Origin of the sequence: Caballeronia sp. dw_276, from assembly GCF_018449635.1 — a bacterium.
Taxonomy (GTDB): Bacteria; Pseudomonadota; Gammaproteobacteria; order Burkholderiales; family Burkholderiaceae; genus Caballeronia.
This window is the reverse complement of the sequence record NZ_JAAVUV010000003.1, coordinates 100,850-118,207: the sequence shown is the minus strand read 5'-3', so window position 1 is coordinate 118,207 and position 17,358 is coordinate 100,850. Positions and strand designations below refer to the sequence as shown.

13 protein-coding genes and 3 tRNA genes are annotated in these 17,358 nt (G+C 59.5%); 14 read left to right on the top strand and 2 right to left on the bottom strand.

All coding sequences use genetic code 11. The features are described from left to right. Positions 1–224: 224 nt before the first annotated feature. Entirely contained in the window at positions 225–611 is a 387-nt protein-coding gene (locus HB633_RS06415; protein ID WP_346730285.1) for a hypothetical protein, read from the top strand. 90 nt (positions 612–701) lie between these two features. Here the strand turns inward: HB633_RS06415 and fabI are convergent, their stop codons facing one another. Beyond that, positions 702–1,499, bottom strand: coding sequence for an enoyl-ACP reductase FabI (fabI, locus tag HB633_RS06410; protein ID WP_213777300.1), 798 nt, complete (start codon positions 1,497–1,499; stop codon positions 702–704). Between the two features lie 216 nt (positions 1,500–1,715). Here fabI and HB633_RS06405 point away from each other — a divergent pair, with 216 nt between their 5' ends. The 8 genes from HB633_RS06405 to HB633_RS06370 all read left to right on the top strand — a co-directional run bounded on the left by HB633_RS06405 (position 1,716) and on the right by HB633_RS06370 (position 13,301). Next, the gene (locus HB633_RS06405; protein WP_255580783.1) at positions 1,716–3,566 is read left to right on the top strand and encodes an extracellular solute-binding protein; all 1,851 of its coding nucleotides are present in this window, start codon (positions 1,716–1,718) and stop codon (positions 3,564–3,566) included. 29 nt (positions 3,567–3,595) lie between these two features. Beyond that, on the top strand, positions 3,596–4,630 hold the full coding sequence (locus tag HB633_RS06400) for an ABC transporter permease subunit (protein WP_213777298.1): 1,035 nt from the start codon (positions 3,596–3,598) through the stop codon (positions 4,628–4,630). Between the two features lie 13 nt (positions 4,631–4,643). Further along, on the top strand, positions 4,644–5,738 hold the full coding sequence (locus HB633_RS06395) for an ABC transporter permease (RefSeq protein WP_213777297.1): 1,095 nt from the start codon (positions 4,644–4,646) through the stop codon (positions 5,736–5,738). Next, the gene (locus tag HB633_RS06390) at positions 5,735–7,333 is read left to right on the top strand and encodes a dipeptide ABC transporter ATP-binding protein (RefSeq protein WP_213777296.1); all 1,599 of its coding nucleotides are present in this window, start codon (positions 5,735–5,737) and stop codon (positions 7,331–7,333) included. Before HB633_RS06395 ends, HB633_RS06390 begins: the two co-directional genes overlap by 4 nt. Positions 7,334–7,471: 138 nt before the next feature. Continuing rightward, positions 7,472–8,182: a C40 family peptidase gene (locus HB633_RS06385; RefSeq protein WP_213777295.1), complete on the top strand. Its 711-nt coding sequence runs from the start codon at positions 7,472–7,474 to the stop codon at positions 8,180–8,182. 471 nt (positions 8,183–8,653) lie between these two features. Then, positions 8,654–11,476 carry a molybdopterin cofactor-binding domain-containing protein gene (locus HB633_RS06380; protein WP_213777294.1) on the top strand — a complete coding sequence of 941 codons (2,823 nt, stop codon included), beginning with the start codon at positions 8,654–8,656 and terminating at the stop codon, positions 11,474–11,476. Beyond that, positions 11,473–12,045 carry a (2Fe-2S)-binding protein gene (locus HB633_RS06375; protein WP_213777293.1) on the top strand — a complete coding sequence of 191 codons (573 nt, stop codon included), beginning with the start codon at positions 11,473–11,475 and terminating at the stop codon, positions 12,043–12,045. The genes HB633_RS06380 and HB633_RS06375 overlap by 4 nt, the downstream gene beginning before the upstream one ends. Then, a complete protein-coding gene (locus HB633_RS06370; protein ID WP_213777292.1) occupies positions 12,042–13,301 on the top strand; it encodes a c-type cytochrome in 1,260 nt (419 codons plus the stop codon). Before HB633_RS06375 ends, HB633_RS06370 begins: the two co-directional genes overlap by 4 nt. A gap of 21 nt (positions 13,302–13,322) precedes the next feature. On the opposite strand, the gene HB633_RS06365 is transcribed toward HB633_RS06370, so the two are convergent. Beyond that, positions 13,323–14,294 (bottom strand): patatin-like phospholipase family protein, encoded by a 972-nt coding sequence (locus HB633_RS06365; protein WP_255580782.1) that lies wholly within the window; start codon positions 14,292–14,294, stop codon positions 13,323–13,325. 293 nt (positions 14,295–14,587) lie between these two features. Between HB633_RS06365 and gltX the strand changes: the two genes are divergently transcribed. From gltX to HB633_RS06340, 5 genes are all read left to right on the top strand, one after another. After that, positions 14,588–15,994, top strand: coding sequence for a glutamate--tRNA ligase (gene gltX, locus HB633_RS06360; RefSeq protein ID WP_213777290.1), 1,407 nt, complete (start codon positions 14,588–14,590; stop codon positions 15,992–15,994). A gap of 164 nt (positions 15,995–16,158) precedes the next feature. Then, positions 16,159–16,234: transfer RNA gene (locus HB633_RS06355), tRNA-Ala, on the top strand. A 232-nt stretch (positions 16,235–16,466) separates the two neighbouring features. Beyond that, a tRNA-Glu gene (locus tag HB633_RS06350) sits at positions 16,467–16,542 on the top strand. 72 nt (positions 16,543–16,614) lie between these two features. After that, positions 16,615–16,691: transfer RNA gene (locus tag HB633_RS06345), tRNA-Asp, on the top strand. Between the two features lie 194 nt (positions 16,692–16,885). Next, a complete protein-coding gene (locus tag HB633_RS06340; protein ID WP_056352642.1) occupies positions 16,886–17,350 on the top strand; it encodes a GNAT family N-acetyltransferase in 465 nt (154 codons plus the stop codon). The last annotated feature ends 8 nt before the right edge of the window (positions 17,351–17,358 follow it).

The following is a 17,358-nucleotide window of genomic DNA, read 5'->3' as shown; positions in this document are numbered from 1 at the left end:
GCCATCCGGCGTAAGCCGGATGGCCTTTGGTTTAGCGGAATGTTTTGTCGCTCTTGGCCTGCTTGGTTGCCACTTTAGGGCATGTAACAAAGAGTAAGCTTTCCGCAGACAATACCGCCATCGCCGAACTTCTTACAAAGTTGAAATACTGGATCAGCGTCTATCCGTTATATTCGCTTCCACCTGAACAATGACGGCTCGAGGCACGCCTTTACATGAACACCATCAGAAGCATCCGCAGTCTTGCCGGCATTGCCGGAATATGCCTCGTTACCTTGTCGGGCGCGGCCCATGCGGGCGGCGTGCACTTGGGTATCAATATTGGAATTCCGGCGCCTGTTTATGTGGCGCCACAGCCGTATTACGCGCCTCCGCCTCCGCCAGTCGTCTATCAGCCGGCGCCAGTGTATGCGCCGCCTCCGGTTGTGATCGGCTGGTACGGAAACCGGTACTACGATGGCCGGCGTTACTGGGCGCGTGACGACTGGTATCGGCACAATGGCGGCGGTCGTGGCTACTACGGCGGTCCGCAGCGTGGTCATGGCGGCGGCAACGGTCATGGCGGTGGGAATGGCCACGGCGGCGGACACGGAAACGATCACCGCAGATAAGCGCGCGCACGTCGTACAAAGAAAAGGCCGTCCCGGTTACGCGGGACGGCCTTTTGATTTGCTGCGAGGCAAAGCTTCGGGGTAAGGACGTTACTCCGCGGCGGCCTGAGGCGTCATGCCGCCGACCACGGCGTTAAAGCCGCTATCGACGTGGATGATCTCCGCGCTCACCCCGGCAGCTAGATCGGACAGCAGGAACGCGGCCACGTTGCCCACCTGATCGATGGTCACATTGCGCCGCAACGGCGCGTTGTTCTCGACAAACTCCAGGATCTTGCCGAAGCTCTTGATGCCGCTCGCGGCCAGCGTCTTGATCGGGCCGGCCGAGATGCCGTTCACACGCACGCCTTTATCGCCCAGCGCTTCGGCCAGATACCGCACGCTGGCTTCGAGCGATGCCTTCGCCAGACCCATTGTGTTGTAGTTGGGGATCGCGCGCTCGGCGCCGAGGTAGCTGAGCGTGAGCAAGGAGGCGTCGGGGGAAAGCATCGATTGGGCGGCTTTCGCGAGCGCGGGGAAGCTGTACGAGGAAATGTCATGGGCGATGCGGAAATTCTCGCGCGTCATGCCATCCAGGAAATTGCCCGCAATCGCTTCGCGCGGCGCAAAACCGATGGAATGCACCAGTCCGTCGAGCGTGTCCCAGCGTCCTTTGAGGGAGGTGAAGAGGGCGTCGATTTCCTCGTCGCTTGCCACATCGCAGGGGAAGATCAGATCGCTGCCGAATTCCGTTGCGAACTCGGTGATGCGATCCTTGAATCGCTCACCCACGTAGGTGAAAGCGAGTTCGGCGCCTTCGCGTTTGCAAGCCGCCGCAATGCCATAGGCAATCGACCGGTTCGACAACAAGCCCGTCAGCAGAATCCGTTTTCCAGCGAGAAATCCCATGATGCTCCTTAAGAAGTCAGTAGTGCACTCGTCCCGAAATGACGGCGCGACTGCGGCGCGAGAAGCGTGTGCGCCTCGTTACAATGCCCGGGACAGTTGTTTTAAGTAGAATTCTCTCACATTGCCGGACCCCTGCCGCTGCTAACCGGGTATAGCAGACAATGCCGGCAGGACGTTTTTTTCAATCATCGCTGAATGGTACGCATAAAGGCACTCATGACGACTGGCTCCCGACGGGTCCTCGGTCCACTGTTCGCAAGTCTGGCTGTTGCTTTTGGCGCGCTTGCGGTTTCCCATCCGGCATTCGCCGTGTATGCCATCGCGCAGTATGGCGAGCCGAAGTATCCGGCTGGTTTCAAGCACTTCGATTATGTCGATCCCAACGCGCCACGCGGCGGAACGCTCGTTCTCGCCAATCCGAACCGGCTGACCAGCTTCGATAAATTCAACCCCTTCACGCTGCGCGGCAATTCGGCGCCCGGTCTCGGCTTCATGTTCGAGAGCCTGACGACGGGAAGCCTTGACGAAGTGTCGACTGCCTATGGTCTTCTTGCCGATGACATCAGCGTCGCGCCGGACGGACTTTCTGCCACGTTCCACATCAACCCGAAAGCACGGTTTTCGAACGGCGACCCGGTCACCGCCGATGACGTCAAGTATTCGTTCGAGACGCTCAAGAGTCCGCAGGCCGCGCCGCAATATTCGGTGTACTTCGGGCAGATAGCGCGGGCGGTCATCGTCGATCCATTGACGATTCGCTTCGAGTTCAAGGAGCGCACGCGCGAGATGCCGTTCATCGCCGGCGGGATTCCGGTGTTTTCGCGCAAGTGGGGCATGAAGCCGGACGGCAGCCACGTTCCCTTCGATCAACTCGCGTTCCAGAAGCCAATAGGCAGCGGGCCGTATCTCATCGAACAATATGACAACGGCCGCACGATCACCTATAAGCGTAATCCGGCGTATTGGGGCAGCGCGTTGCCGGTGCGCGTGGGCACGTATAACTTCGAGCGCATCAACTACAAGCTGTATTCGGACGGTGTCGCGCGGCTGGAAGCGTTCAAGGCCGGCGAATACGATGCGCTCGTGGAATATATCGCGCGCAACTGGGTACGGCGTGACATCGGCAAACGCTTCGATAACGGCGAGCTGATCAAGCACGAATTCCGCAATCACAACGGCACCGGCATGCAAGGTTTCTTCATCAACTTGCGTCGTCCCATCTTCAACGATGTGCGTGTCAGGCAGGCGCTCGATCTCGCCTTCGATTTCCAGTGGCTCAACCGCCAGTTGTTCTTCAACCAGTACACGCGCATCGACAGTTTTTTTGCCAACACGGATCTCGCGGCGACCGGCACACCGAGCCCGGGCGAGCTTGCGATCCTGTCGCCGTTGCGCGCCCAACTCGATCCGGCTGTCTTCGGTCCGATGGTGAAACAGCCGAGCACCGACGCGCCCGGTTCATTGCGCGCAAACCTGATCAAGGCGCGCCAGCTTCTCGCCGATGCCGGCTGGACGTATCGCGATGGCGCCTTGCGCAACGCGAAGGGCGATCCGTTCGTGTTCGAAATACTGGACGACTCGGGCGGCGGCGCTTCAATGGAACCGGTTGTGGCCACGTTCCAGCGCAATTTGCAGAAGCTTGGGATCGTGGCGAACTTCCGCCTGGTGGACTTCGCCTTGATCCAGAAACGGCTCGACGCCTACGACTTCGACATGACCAGCATCCGCATGCCTGACGTGCAGATTCCGGGCACGGAACAGGAGACACGATTTGGCAGCAAGTCGGCGGATCAGCAGGGCTCGGACAATTACATTGGCTTGAAGTCGCCGGCGGTGGATTCGATCGTGCATACGCTGATCGGCGCGCAAACGCGCGAACAGCTTCTCGATTCCACCCACGCGCTCGACCGGGTCCTGATGCACGGCTACTATGTGATCCCGCATTGGTACACGGCGTCGCACCGGGTCGCGTATCGCAACACGCTCGCGTATCCGGCGACCTTGCCGCTGTACTACACCGCCGAGGACTGGATCACATCGACGTGGTGGTTCAAGACAGCGCAGTAACTTTAAAGCCTTCAACCGGACCGCCGCTTATGTGGAGCTACATCCTCAAACGCATCTTGCTGATGATCCCGACCTTGCTCGGCGTGCTCACGCTCACGTTCGCCGTGATCCAGTTCGTGCCGGGCGGCCCGGTCGAGCAAGCCGTCCACGAATTGCGGCGCGGCGAACAAGGCACGAGCTTCGGCATGCGCCAGCATACGGGCGTGGACGCGCAGCAAGTCGCGCAACTTCGCGCGCTGTACGGCTTCGATAAACCCCCGTTGCAACGTTACTTCCTGATGCTCGGCCGCTTCGCGCGCTTCGACCTCGGCGATAGCTATTTCCGGCATCAAAGCGTGTGGTCGCTGATTGTGTCGAAGCTGCCGGTATCGATCAGTATCGGCTTATGGACGTTTTTTATTACCTATCTGATTTCGGTGCCGCTCGGGATTGCCAAGGCAGTGCGCAACGGTTCCACGTTCGATATCACCACAAGTCTGCTCGTGTTGATCGGCTTCGCAATTCCGGGCTTCGTGCTCGGCGTGTTGCTGCTCGTGCTGTTCGGCGGCGGTTCGTTCTGGCAACTGTTTCCGCTGCGCAATCTCACCTCGGACAACTGGGCGACGCTCAGCCTCGGCGGAAAAATCGCGGACTATTTGTGGCATATCACGTTGCCGATCATTGCATCGGTGGTCGGCAGTTTTGCCGTGATCACCATGCTGACGAAGAACGCTTTCCTCGATGAAATCCGCAAGCAGTACGTTCTGACGGCGCGGGCGAAGGGGTTATCGGAGCGAACGGTGCTTTGGAAGCATGTGTTTCGCAACGCGTTGTTGCCGTTGATCGTGGGTTTTCCCGGCGCGTTTATTGGCGCGTTTTTCACGGGCAGCCTGCTGATCGAAACGCTTTTTTCACTCGATGGCCTCGGCCTGCTCTCATATGAATCTGTCGTGCGGCGTGATTACCCGGTCGTGCTCGGCACGTTGTATTTGTTCACGCTGATCGGGCTTGCCACCAAGCTCATTTCCGACCTCTGTTACGTCTGGGTCGATCCGCGCATTCAATTCGAACAACTGGAGCGTTGAGTTGAACCAGTCCATGCTCCGCACGCCCCGCGACAGCGACGCGCAACCATTGAGCGCGCCCGTATCGATCACGCCAGGCCGGCGCGTCTGGCAGCGTTTCAAGCGCAACCGGCTCGGTTACTGGAGCCTCGTGATTTTCGTGATCGCGTTTGCGATCAGCCTCGCCGGACCGCTATGGTCCAACGATAAACCGCTGGTCGTCCGCTATCAGGGGCAGCTCTATTTCCCGCTGGTGAAGACGTATTCAGAAACCACCTTCGGCGGTGATTTCCCGACGCCGGCCGATTATCTCGATCCGTACATTCGCGACCGTTTCAGCGAGGGCGGCAACTTCGCCGTCTATCCGCCGAATCACTATTACTACGACACGCTCAACTATTTTTCGAAGGGTTCGAACCCGGCGCCGCCATCGCGTGAAAACTGGCTCGGCACGGACGACCGCGGCCGCGACGTGTTCGCGCGGCTGCTTTACGGCTTTCGGGTATCGGTGATCTTCGCGCTGGTCCTGACCGCGATAGGCACCGTGCTCGGCATGCTTGCCGGCGCCGTGCAGGGTTATTTCGGCGGACGCACCGACCTGACCGGCCAGCGCCTGATCGAGATCTGGAGCGCGTTGCCCGAGCTGTATCTGCTGATCATCTTTGCATCGATCTTCGAGCCGAGCCTGTTGCTGCTCGTGGTGCTGCTATCGCTTTTCGGATGGATCGGCTTGTCGGATTACGTACGCGCCGAATTTTTGCGCAATCGCACGCAGGACTACGTGCGCGCGGCGCGGGCAATGGGTTTGTCAAATGCGCAAATCATCTGGCGGCATATCCTGCCCAACAGCCTCACGCCCGTTATTACGTTTCTACCGTTTCGCATGAGCGGCGCGATTCTCGCGCTCACCAGCCTGGACTTTCTCGGCCTTGGCGTGCCTTCGCCCACGCCATCGCTTGGCGAATTGCTTGCGCAAGGCAAGGCGAATCTGGACGCGTGGTGGATATCGTTATCGACGTTTGGCGTGCTGGTCGCGACCTTGTTGTTGCTCACATTCATGGGAGATGCGCTACGCAACGCGCTCGACACCCGCATCTCCGATGCCATCAAGGCCGGAGGAGGGAAATGAGCGCGCCGTTGCTGGATATCGCGGATTTGCGGGTACGTTTTGGCGACACCATGGCCGTCGATGGCGTCAGCCTGAAGATCGAAGCCGGCGAGCGCGTGGCGCTGGTTGGCGAGTCCGGATCGGGCAAGAGCGTGACGGCACTGTCCATCCTGCGGCTTCTGCGCGATGCTGATCTCACCGGGTCGATCCGTTTCGACGGCCAGGAATTGCTCTCGAAGAGCGAAGCGGAAATGCGCAAGCTTCGCGGTTCCGACATCGCGATGATCTTCCAGGAGCCAATGACAGCGCTCAACCCGCTCTTCACCATAGGCGACCAGATCATCGAAACCATCGTGCTGCACGATGGTGTATCGGCCCGTGACGCCCGCCGCCGCGCGATCGACCTGCTGGCGCGCACGGGCATTACGGAACCGGAAAAGCGCATCGACCGGTACGCGCATCAGCTTTCTGGCGGCCAACGCCAGCGCGCGATGATCGCAATGGCGCTTGCATGCCGTCCGCGCCTGCTTCTCGCCGATGAACCCACCACCGCCCTCGACGTCACAATCCGTGCACAGATCGTGGAGTTGCTGCTCGAACTTCAACGCGACGAAGCCGCGTCACGCGGCATGGCCGTCCTGCTGATCACGCACGACCTCAACCTTGTGCGCAAATTCGCGCAGCGCGTGGCCGTGATGGAGAAGGGCGTGTTGGTGGAAAGCGGCGCGGTGGAATCGATTTTCGCGTCGCCGCAGCATCCATACACGATCCGCTTGCTGCAAAGCAAACCGGAGCGAACGGTCTTGCCGGTCTTGCCGTTGTCGCCGGTTTTGCTCGACGCCAAGGATGTATCGGTGGAATTCGCCACGAAGATCGCGGGCGTGGGCGGGTGGTTCCGGCGCGGTGCGTTCAAGGCAGTCGACGGCGTCTCCGTGACCGTCAGGCAGGGTGAGACGCTTGGTATTGTCGGTGAATCGGGTTCCGGCAAATCCACCCTGGCAATGGCCCTGCTCGGCTTGCAGCGCACTTCACATGGCAAGGTCGAGTTCCAGGGCCGTGCGCTCGCCGATTACCGCGGCCGCGAACAAACCGTGCTGCGCTCGAACATGCAAGTGGTGTTTCAGGACCCGTACAGTTCGCTCTCGCCGCGCCAGACTATTGAACAGATCGTAGGGGAGGGGCTCGCGCTGCATCGCCCGGAACTCGATGCCACCGCTCGCCGCACGAAGGTGATCGCGGTCCTGCGCGAGGTCGGGATGGACCGGACGTGCCTGAATCGCTACCCGCACGAGTTTTCCGGCGGCCAGCGGCAGCGCATCGCAATTGCCCGTGCCCTGGTGCTCGAACCACGCATCCTGATCCTCGATGAACCCACCAGCGCACTCGATGTTTCTATTCAACATCAAGTTTTGCGTCTGCTTGCCGATATACAACGGAAGTACAACCTGGGCTACGTTTTCATCAGCCATGACCTGGAGGTCATCGGCGCGATGGCGCACAGGGTGGTCGTGATGCAGAATGGAACTATCGTCGAGACCGGTGATGTGGAGAATATTTTTGCCGCGCCATCCCACGATTACACAAGAAAGTTACTGAAAGCAGCGATCGTGGCCTAATTTTCACCAATTAGGTGCTCATCTCAATTGTTTTTTTCTATGCCTTTTGACATGTAAATAATATCTGGCTAGTATCGAGCAAACTTTTTCCGCATGATCCTGATTTTTCAGACTTTTTCACCCCAAACTTACCGACCGATGCAGCCATTGACCTTGACTCAGACATGCGCGCGCGCAGCAGCCAGCATGTTGATCGGCCTGATGATGACAGCAGCTAGCGGTGCGTTCGCCGACGAAGTCAACATTTCAAGTCAAAATGCTGGCAACAGCATTTTTTCGTCGCCGAAAGCAGCTAATGACATCTATCCCGTTGCAGGTTCAGGCAACGCGACAAGCACCTCATCCACGACCCCGTCCGCCACGTCTAACAGCGGCACGCGATCCTTCCTCTCCGGCATGGCAAGCAAAGCAGGCGACGTGGTCGTCGGCGCGCTCAACATGATCGGCGTGCGCTATCGCTGGGGCGGCAACACGCCTGATTCCGGCCTGGATTGCAGTGGCTTCGTGCGTTACGTGTTCCAGGACACGCTCGGCATGACGCTCCCGCGCCGCGCTGAAGAGATGAGCCGTGTCGGCGAGAAGGTTCGCGTGAGCGAGCTGAAGCCGGGCGATCTCGTGTTCTTCAATACGATGCGCCGGTCGTTCTCCCACGTCGGCATCTATATTGGTGACAACAAGTTCGTGCATTCGCCGTCCACGGGCAGCACGATCCGTGTCGACGACATGGACAACAGCTATTGGGAAAAGCGTTATACGGGCGCTCGTCGAATTGAAGCGACGTTCCCGATCGATGGCGTGGATCTGCGCCAGCGAGTTAGCGCCACCATTGGCGGCAACGCGGACAACTAAGCGATTCGAAATGATATGCCGGCTGGCGTCACGCCGGTCGGTAGCCGAACCTGCCTTCCAAAAGAAGGCGGGCTTTTGTCGTTGGTCGAGCCTTGGTCATTCGTACCACGCGGCTAAGCACAAAACTTGACACCCGTATCGCTGCCTGCAAGCAACCTTGCCACGTACAATCGCCAGCTTTTCACCGTCGCTGCGGCTCCCCGTCGCAGTCAATTACGCGAACGCAGTCAAAGCGTTTCGAAGTGAATAAAAGCGCACGTTGAAATTCGAAACAGGCTGATGCAAATCCTTGCACCCCGAGCATTCGAAGTGCGTTTAGGATCGGAAGCGTTTTTTTCATCCCGTCATTCTTCCATCGAAACGAATAAAACGGCTGGTTCAGAAAGTTAATAATTTCGGAATCCGAAACATATTCCGAAATTCGAATGAATGTGACCTGGGGGCGTCGAGCCGCTGGGTGAGGAGAGTGATATGGGAGAACTCGACCGATCGCGTCGCGGTTTCCTTAAGGCGAGCGTTGCAGGGCTGACTGTCATCATTGCGCCGCTTGGCAGTCGCGCTTTCGCCGCGTTGTTTGAAGAGAAAGTGCTCACGCCGATCCAGTGGGATATGGCGAACGGCCGCGCGAAATTCCGTATCGACGGGATCGCGAAAGTTACCGGGTCGAAAGTTTTTGCCCGCGACGTGCGCGCCGCCGACATGCCGCACTGGCCGAATCAACAATCTCACGCGTTCATCTTGCGCACGACGCAGGCCGACCGGACGTATGAAGGGTTTGATCTCAGCCTTCTTGGCGATGAACTGAAACCCGACCGGATCGTCACGGCGGAGGATCTGGCGCGTGATGGTCTCGCGTTCCCCGCGTTTTATGGGGACGACATGCTCTTGCCTCCGGGCAAGACGCCGGCCTATCTGGGCCATGCGGTCGCAATGCTCATCTATCACGATTTCGCGCGCTTTCGCTTCGCGAAGGACAAGCTCCAGTTCCACGATGAAATCATCCGCTACGGAGCGAAGACAGGGCCGCTCGAACGCGATCCGTGGGGCACGTTCCGGTTCGTGCGCGTAGGTGGTGCGACGGCATACGACGAGGATACGTTCTCGAGCCTGAAAGACACCATGCTGTTCCCGAGCGCGATGCGCAAACATGAACCGGTCTGGTCGGAGGGAAGTGCAAGCGGCAAGCTCGATCAGCAGGGCATGTTCCACGCTGAAAAGCTGCGCGACGAGCTGGATCATCCACCGGCCGACTGGCTCGTACTCGCTCGCAACTACACCACGCAATCCATCGATACAGCCGCGCTCGAAGCCGACAATGCGAATTGCTGGTACGACGCATCGACGCAATCGCTGCACATGGTCGTGCCGACGCAAGGCCCGACCGAAGTCGCCGCAAGCGCGGCGGGAATGGCCGCCAAATGCCGTTTCCCGGTGAAGAACCTGTTTGTGCATCCGGTATCGACCGTTGGTTATGGTTCCAAGGATCATTACAACGTGCCGTTCTACGGCCTCGTCGCCGCCATGTATGGCGACGGCCGCCCTGTGCGCCTCGCCTTTGATCGATACGAGCAATTTCAGACATCGATCAAACGGCACTCATCGAAAATGCATTACCGGATTGGCGTCGATAAACAGACCGGCATGCTGCAGTCGTTCAATGCCGAGCTTGAAGTCAACGGCGGCGGGCGCTCCAATTTTTCGCCATCGGTGGCGATGGTTGGCGCATCAGCCGCGCAATCGATTTACTACTTCCCGAAAAGTGATCTGACAGGCGTGGCGACGGCGTCGCGCGCAATCGACGCAGGCTCCGCGCGCGGTTATGGCACGTTGCAGACCATGGCCGCAACCGAGATGCTGATCGATGAACTGGCCGGCCAACTTGAAGTCGATGCTATCGATTTCCGGCTGAAAAACGCGCTCCGTTCAGGCATGAAAAACACGCAGGGCGCGATTCCGGCGGGCGCAATCCGTGTCGATGAAGTCCTGCAGAAGGCCAAGCTCCATCCGCTTTGGACCGAGCGCGCGAAGAAGAAGGCCGAGTACGAGTTGACGCATGCGGGCAACCGCTACGGCGTGGGATTCGCGTGCACGCAAAAGGACTTTGGGACGGGCGCGGAGGCATCGTTTGCGAAGGTCGAGATCGCGGCCGACGGAACGATCAAGCTGCATCACACCGCTGCGGAAATTGGCACCGGCATTTCCACTTCGCAGGCGATCGCATGCGCGAAGTGGCTCGGCAAGCCCGCGACCGAAGTCCGCATGGCGATTGTCGACTGGCCCGAATTGCCGATGATCACGAGCGGCGATCCATACATGATGTCGCAGGCCGAGCAGGACAAAGCGTCGGCGAATCCGCGATGGACGCCGGAACTGGCATCGCCTTCGAGTGCGACAAACTCGGCGTTCTATTTCACGCACAGCACGCACGAGGCGGCGCGCGTCGTCTTCACGCAGGGCTTGTGGCCGGCGGCCGTGTCGATCTGGGGCGGCGGAATTGGCGGCGGTCAGGCCGCGCCGCTTGTCGTTCGCCGCGAAGATGCGCGCTGGGTCGAAGGCAAGCTGACGGCGGCGGGTCTCGAACCCTTGCCGCTCGAACAGCTTGCGAAGAAGGCCCACGATCTTGGCCTCGTCACGGGCGCGGTCGTGCACGTCTTCAACCGGTGGCAATGGAGCGAGGCGGAGTTCGATATCCGCGGCGTCACAGAGCGCTTGCCGGTAGATGGTTTGTCGCTGCTTTTCGGCGAAGGTGAGCCCAAGAAGGACGAAGCCAAGGCGCCCGTTCCTGCCTATCACGCTGTCAATCGCAAGCGTGTTTTCATCGCGCCGGTTCAGCGCAACAACGCGGCTGTGACGTATTACAGCGCTGTCGGAACGCTGGTCGAGCTTGCGGTGAACGAAGCGAGCGGCCGCGTGGACCTGCTCTCGCATCATTCGATCGTCGAGTGCGGCAACATGCTTTCGCCGGAGCTCGTATCGGGTCAATTGCAGGGCGGTCTGGCGATGGGTATTGGTCATGCGCTGCATGAGTACCTGCCGCTTTACGAAGAAGGTCCCGGCAACGGCACCTGGAATTTCAACCGCTATCACCTGCCGCGTGCGAGCGACGTCGCCGTCTGGACCCAGACCGGCGAAGTGCTGCCGCCGCTGTCAGAAACCGATCCACCGAAGGGCATCGCGGAAGTGGTGATGATTCCGGTCGTCGGCGCGATCGTCAACGGCATTGCGCACGCAATAGGGCATCGGTTCAACGACTTGCCGGTGACGCCTCAAAACATTCAGGAGGCGCTCGCATGACGGCCCCCAATCAAACCAGCATGATCCAGATGAAGCCTCTTTCGCTCACCATCAACGGTGTCGCGACCGGCCCGATCCAGACGCCCGACGGGCTGATGATGATCGATTTCCTGCACGAATATGTCGGCTTGACGGGCTCGCGGCTCGGCTGCGGGCAGGGCGTGTGCCATGCGTGCGTGGTAATTCTCGACAAGCCCGACGGCACGAGTGAAGAAGTGCGTTCGTGCATCACGGGCGCGCATTTCTTCGATGGCAAGAAGATCCGTACCATCGAAGGCCACGGCACGAAAAACGAGCAAGGCGAGGTCGTCGAGCTTACGCCGGTACAGCAAAAATTCCTCGAGCATTTCAGTTTCCAATGCGGTTACTGCACGCCGGGATTCGTGAATGCGGCGACGGTTTTCATCGAGCGGTTGAAGCGCGAACCGATCGCGAAGGCGTCAGTGGATAGCGAGATCATGAAGGCGCTCGACAATCACATCTGCCGGTGCACGGGCTATGTGCGCTATTACGAAGCGGTGAAGGACGTGGTGATGAATACGCCAGGGCTCGTCAAGGATTCCGCATGAGCACGACATTCTTACTCCGGCTTGGCGCCCTGGCTTTGTGCATTGCGGCCTTATCAAGTTTGGCGGCGTGCAGCAAGGCGACTGACAACGCGCCCGTCGATACGCGTACATCCACGCCCGAACAGATCGCGCGCGGCCGATATCTCGCGAAGGCCGCCGATTGCGCCGCGTGCCACACGCTTGCCGGCGGCGCGCCGTTTGCGGGCGGCGTACGGCTCGGCTCGCCATTCGGTACGTTCTACGGCACCAACATCACGCCAGACCCCAAGCATGGTATTGGCAAATGGAGCGCGGCCGAGTTTTACAAGACGCTGCACGACGGCGTGGCGCCCGACAAACAACTGTATCCGGCGATGCCCTACACGTCGTACCGGACCATGACGCGCGCGGACAGCGATGCGATCTATGCGTACTTGATGGCGCAAAAGCCGGCCGCCGTGCCGAACCGCGAAGCGGATCTCAAGTTCCCGTTCAACGTTCGTTTTGCGGTGATGTTCTGGAACATGCTGTTCCTGAAAGACAGCCTGCCGGATGCATCGGTCGGGACTTCGGCGGACTGGACGCGCGGGAAATATCTCGCGAACGCGCTAGGGCATTGCGCCGAATGCCACACGCCGCGCGGCGTATTCGGACAGATGAACGGAGCGAAGGCGCTGCAGGGTTCGGATCTCGGTCGTGTGGTTCCACCGGATATCACACCCGCTGGCCTTGTGGCGCGCGGCTGGACCGGCGCGGATCTGCAAACGTTCTTCGCGACTGGAATCAGCCGCCAGGGTCCTGCGTTCGGCGAAATGCATCCTGTGGTGTATTTGAGCACGCAATATCTGTCGCCGGGTGACTTGCGCGCGATGTCGGTCTACTTGCTCGGCGATGCACCGCCGCCGCCCACGCCGGTGCAGCCTGGCTCCGCCGATGCCGCTCAGGTCGCCGCCGGCCGTAACACCTACGTTGCGCTGTGCGCGGGATGTCACGGACTTGGAGGGGAGGGCAAGCCGCACGTGGCGGTATCGATGCAAGGCAGCTCCACATTGCGTCAAGGCGACCCGCGCAACCTGCTCGTCGCGATGCTCGACGGCATGGACGCTTCGGCCTTCCCGGGTACGGAGAGCTTGCAGGCCATGCCGGGCTTTGCAAAAACGCTCAACGACGAAGAGCTCGCACAACTCGCGAACTACCTTCGATCAACCTGGGGCGGCCAACCCGGCGATGTCACCGCGGCAAAGGTGAAGGCGCTGCGCGACGCGCCTTCTCACTAAAGCGTCCGGGCGCTGCCTTTGTTAAACGGCAGCGCCTTTCGCCGCCAGTTGCCGCTGCAAGTCTGGCCAGATTCTGGCGACGGCTTCTTCGCCTGCCAGAATGGCGGCGTTGCGTTGGCTGAAGTCGCTGCCGCTCATGGCGGCCAGATTCGGGCGGATGACGAAGTCGGCGTATTTATCGAGTTCATAGGCCTTGATGGTCTGGCCCATGATCGTGAAGGTCTGCATCAGGACGTCGAACGAACTCTGGGTCAGCGCTGTTTCCGGGCGCGCCGAAATATCCACCGCGATCACAAAATCCGCGCCCATCTTGCGCGCGAAAGCGGCCGGCACCGGACTTACCAGTCCGCCGTCAACGTACTCGTGGCCGCCAATCTTCACCGGCTCGAAGATGGACGGCACGCTGCACGACGCACGCACGGCAATGCCCGTATTGCCGCGCTGGAACAGGATCGGCTGGCCGGTCTTGAGATCGGTCGCGACGATCCCGAGCGGTTTCGCCATCTTCTCGATCGGCTTGTTGTCGAGCGTCTTGTTCAAATAGTTCTGCAGCGCCACGCCCTGCAGAAAACCGCGCGTGCGAAACGGCATGGCCCAGTCGCTGATCGACGCTTCGTCCATGGTGAGCGCGAGCTTGTTGATCGCAATCCCGTTCATGCCCGACGCCGATAACGCCGCGATCACCGATCCTGCGCTCGTGCCGCTCAGCAAATCGACCTTTACGTTGCGTGCCTCGAGCGCCTTGATCACACCGATATGCGCAAACCCGCGCGCCGCGCCGCCGCCGAGCGCCAAGCCGATGCGAACGGGCCGCTGCGGCGTTGTTGCAATTGGCGATGCCGGCGAGACGCCCGATGTTGTCGAAGCACTGGACGATGATTGAGACGTGGTGGCCGTGGTGCAGGCGCTGAGCACGGCGGATGCGCAGCCAAGAGCGAACGCACGGCGCGACAAGCCGGACGAGCCGGGCAAAGGTGGAAGCGGCGATTTCAAGAAACTCTCCTGCTGTGCGGCGAATAAAGCGAGAAGGAACAGATCAACGGCGAACCCGGCCATTCGGATAAGCCGTCGCGTAGCGGCGGACATGATAAAACATGATGACCGGCCGACGCAGGCCGAAAGCCCCCGGCGGGTATAATTCCATCTCGTATCAAGCGCTTGCAGTGTTTAGCAGGACATTGCGCAGTACACGGCGCAAAAGCACTTTGCCCCAAGCTGTTCCCCGATGTATCGCTGCCTGGCAGTCCGTGCCGGCATGCGCATTTGAGCTATCGAGCACACCGCACATGACCCAAGTCCGTACCCGTTTCGCTCCCAGCCCCACAGGCTTCATCCACCTCGGCAACATTCGCTCCGCGCTTTATCCGTGGGCGTTCGCGCGCAAGATGAAGGGCGTTTTCGTGTTGCGCATCGAGGACACCGATCTGGAGCGTTCGACCGATGCCTCCGTGGACGCCATCCTCGAAGGTATGGAATGGCTCGGCCTGGGATACGACGAAGGTCCGATCTACCAGATGCAGCGCATGGATCGTTATCGCGAAGTGCTCAAGCAGATGCTCGACCGGGGCCTCGCGTACCACTGCTATATGTCGACGGAAGAACTCGACGCATTGCGTGAGCGTCAGCGTGAAGCAGGCGAAAAACCGCGCTACGACGGCACGTGGCGCCCCGAAGAAGGCAAAGTGCTGCCGCCCGTTCCCGAAGGCGTATCTCCCGTTATCCGCTTCCGCAATCCGATCGGTGGCGTGGTGAGCTGGGACGACGCGGTGAAGGGCACCATCGAAATCTCGAACGACGAACTCGATGATCTCGTGATCGCGCGTCCGGACGGCACGCCCACGTACAACTTCTGCGTGGTCGTGGATGACCTCGACATGAAGATCACCCACGTGATTCGCGGCGACGACCACGTGAACAACACGCCGCGCCAGATCAACATCCTGCGTGCGCTGGATGGCGACGTGCCCGTGTATGCCCATCTGCCGACGGTGCTCAACGAGCAGGGCGAGAAGATGAGCAAGCGCCACGGCGCCATGAGCGTGATGGGGTATCGCGACAGCGGATATTTGCCGGAAGCGGTGCTGAACTATCTGGCGCGGCTCGGCTGGTCGCATGGCGACGCGGAAATCTTCTCGCGTGAGCAATTTGTGGAATGGTTCGATCTCGACCATCTTGGCAAGTCGCCGGCGCAATACGATCCGGATCGCCTGAACTGGCTGAATGCGCATTACATCAAGGAAGCCGACAACGCGCGGCTCGAGTTGCTCACGAAGCCGTTCCTGGCGGAATTGGATATCGACGCCGCCATGATCGAGCAAGGACCGGCGCTGGAACTTGTGATCGGCCTGCTGAAGGACCGCGCGTCCACGGTGAAAGAAATCGCCGAGAACGCCGCCATGTTTTATCGCGAACCCGTGATTGATCCGGCTGCGCTTGAGCAGCATGTCACCGAAGCCGTGCGTCCCGCACTGACGGATCTGCGGCTTGCTTTGAGCGAAGTCGAATGGAGCAAGGAAGCGATCTCGGCGGCGTTCAAGGCCACGTTGACGAGTCACAAGCTCAAGATGCCTCATCTGGCCATGCCGGTGCGTCTGCTCGTGGCGGGCACTACGCATACGCCTTCTATCGACGCCGTGTTGATGTTGTTTGGTCGCGAAACGGTGCTGGCGCGGCTGGAAAAGGGTGCGGCTTAAGCATGGCGGTGAACGTGCTCGCGACGGCAATATGGCGCAAGCACGAACGGTGTCTTATTCGCATCGCTGGTTCGCACCCTAAAGACGATTTATTTTCAGAAGCTAGGGCGAAAGGTATTTACAACTTCAAAAGTGCCCTTTAAAATCTCGTTTCTGTTCTGCAAGGGGGTATAGCTCAGCTGGGAGAGCGCTTGCATGGCATGCAAGAGGTCAGCGGTTCGATCCCGCTTACCTCCACCACGGAACAGAGTGAAGTCAGTTTAAACGCCAAGGCATCGGATAAAAAAGACTTCACAAGATACAAAAAGCTGTTTATAATGTCGTTCTTCGCTGATCACTGAAAAAAACTGATTAAACGGAACAAAGCGAAACGAGTTTGATTCGAATGATTAAGAAGTTGTTAATCATGATTAATCAGAAAGCGGTCAGGTGTAAAGCGAAAGTAGTAAAGACATTAACTGCAAAAGTTTATGTCCCCTTCGTCTAGAGGCCTAGGACATCACCCTTTCACGGTGAGTACAGGGGTTCGAATCCCCTAGGGGACGCCAAAACATCGGCGGCTGCTAGAAGCGCTGCAAGCTTGATGAGTCGACCAACCTCTCAAGTCGATGAAAAGAAGTGGAGCGGTAGTTCAGTTGGTTAGAATACCGGCCTGTCACGCCGGGGGTCGCGGGTTCGAGTCCCGTCCGCTCCGCCAACGAGTTGTAAAGGAAAAATCCAGCCTAAGCTGGATTTTTTTCGTTGTGCGTCCGGTTTTCACGGTAGCGCGTTTCGTCTCGCTGAACTTGTGGGGCGAACGTCACATGAAAGCATGTGCCCGGAAAACTCTCCATTGCCAGAGTGCGCCGCCTGACTTAGTGTGATGACCTGATTCAGTGCTTTCATCGCGCAATGCTCGATCCCACCGAAGCCCTCTCGCCGTTTATGTTGCGCCTTGCGTCGATGGACGATTTTTCGTTCGCCGAAGCACTCACGCGCAACAACATGAACGGCTACTACCGTCGTCACAATCTCGTGTGGCGCAGCGACCTTTTCCTCGGGAGCTGGCGGGAATCCGAAAACTTCGTGCTCGAGTGTGACGGCAAAGCCATCGGCGTAATGCGGGTGACCGAAGAGGACGAATCACTTCATATTCGCGATGTGCAAGTCGTTGAAGGATGGCGCCGGACGGGCGCCGGGACCTTCCTCCTGGACACGGCGCACAGGTGGGCGCGCGCACGCGGACTGAAAGAAACGCAGTTGCGTGTTTTCGTCGATAACCCCGCGGCCCGGCTCTACGTCCGCATGGGGTACAAGCCTGCGGGTTCGCGGCTCGCGCAATTCGGCGCAATCCGGCATATGGTGCGCAGCGTTTAGGAACGCCG

Coding starts and splice junctions, on each gene's coding strand:
- fabI (WP_213777300.1), bottom strand. CDS start 1,499: ATGGGATTTCTCGCTGGAAAACGGATTCTGCTGACGGGCTTGTTGTCG.
- HB633_RS06405 (WP_255580783.1), top strand. CDS start 1,716: ATGACGACTGGCTCCCGACGGGTCCTCGGTCCACTGTTCGCAAGTCTG.
- HB633_RS06400 (WP_213777298.1), top strand. CDS start 3,596: ATGTGGAGCTACATCCTCAAACGCATCTTGCTGATGATCCCGACCTTG.
- HB633_RS06395 (WP_213777297.1), top strand. CDS start 4,644: ATGCTCCGCACGCCCCGCGACAGCGACGCGCAACCATTGAGCGCGCCC.
- HB633_RS06390 (WP_213777296.1), top strand. CDS start 5,735: ATGAGCGCGCCGTTGCTGGATATCGCGGATTTGCGGGTACGTTTTGGC.
- HB633_RS06385 (WP_213777295.1), top strand. CDS start 7,472: ATGCAGCCATTGACCTTGACTCAGACATGCGCGCGCGCAGCAGCCAGC.
- HB633_RS06380 (WP_213777294.1), top strand. CDS start 8,654: ATGGGAGAACTCGACCGATCGCGTCGCGGTTTCCTTAAGGCGAGCGTT.
- HB633_RS06375 (WP_213777293.1), top strand. CDS start 11,473: ATGACGGCCCCCAATCAAACCAGCATGATCCAGATGAAGCCTCTTTCG.
- HB633_RS06370 (WP_213777292.1), top strand. CDS start 12,042: ATGAGCACGACATTCTTACTCCGGCTTGGCGCCCTGGCTTTGTGCATT.
- gltX (WP_213777290.1), top strand. CDS start 14,588: ATGACCCAAGTCCGTACCCGTTTCGCTCCCAGCCCCACAGGCTTCATC.
- HB633_RS06340 (WP_056352642.1), top strand. CDS start 16,886: ATGCTCGATCCCACCGAAGCCCTCTCGCCGTTTATGTTGCGCCTTGCG.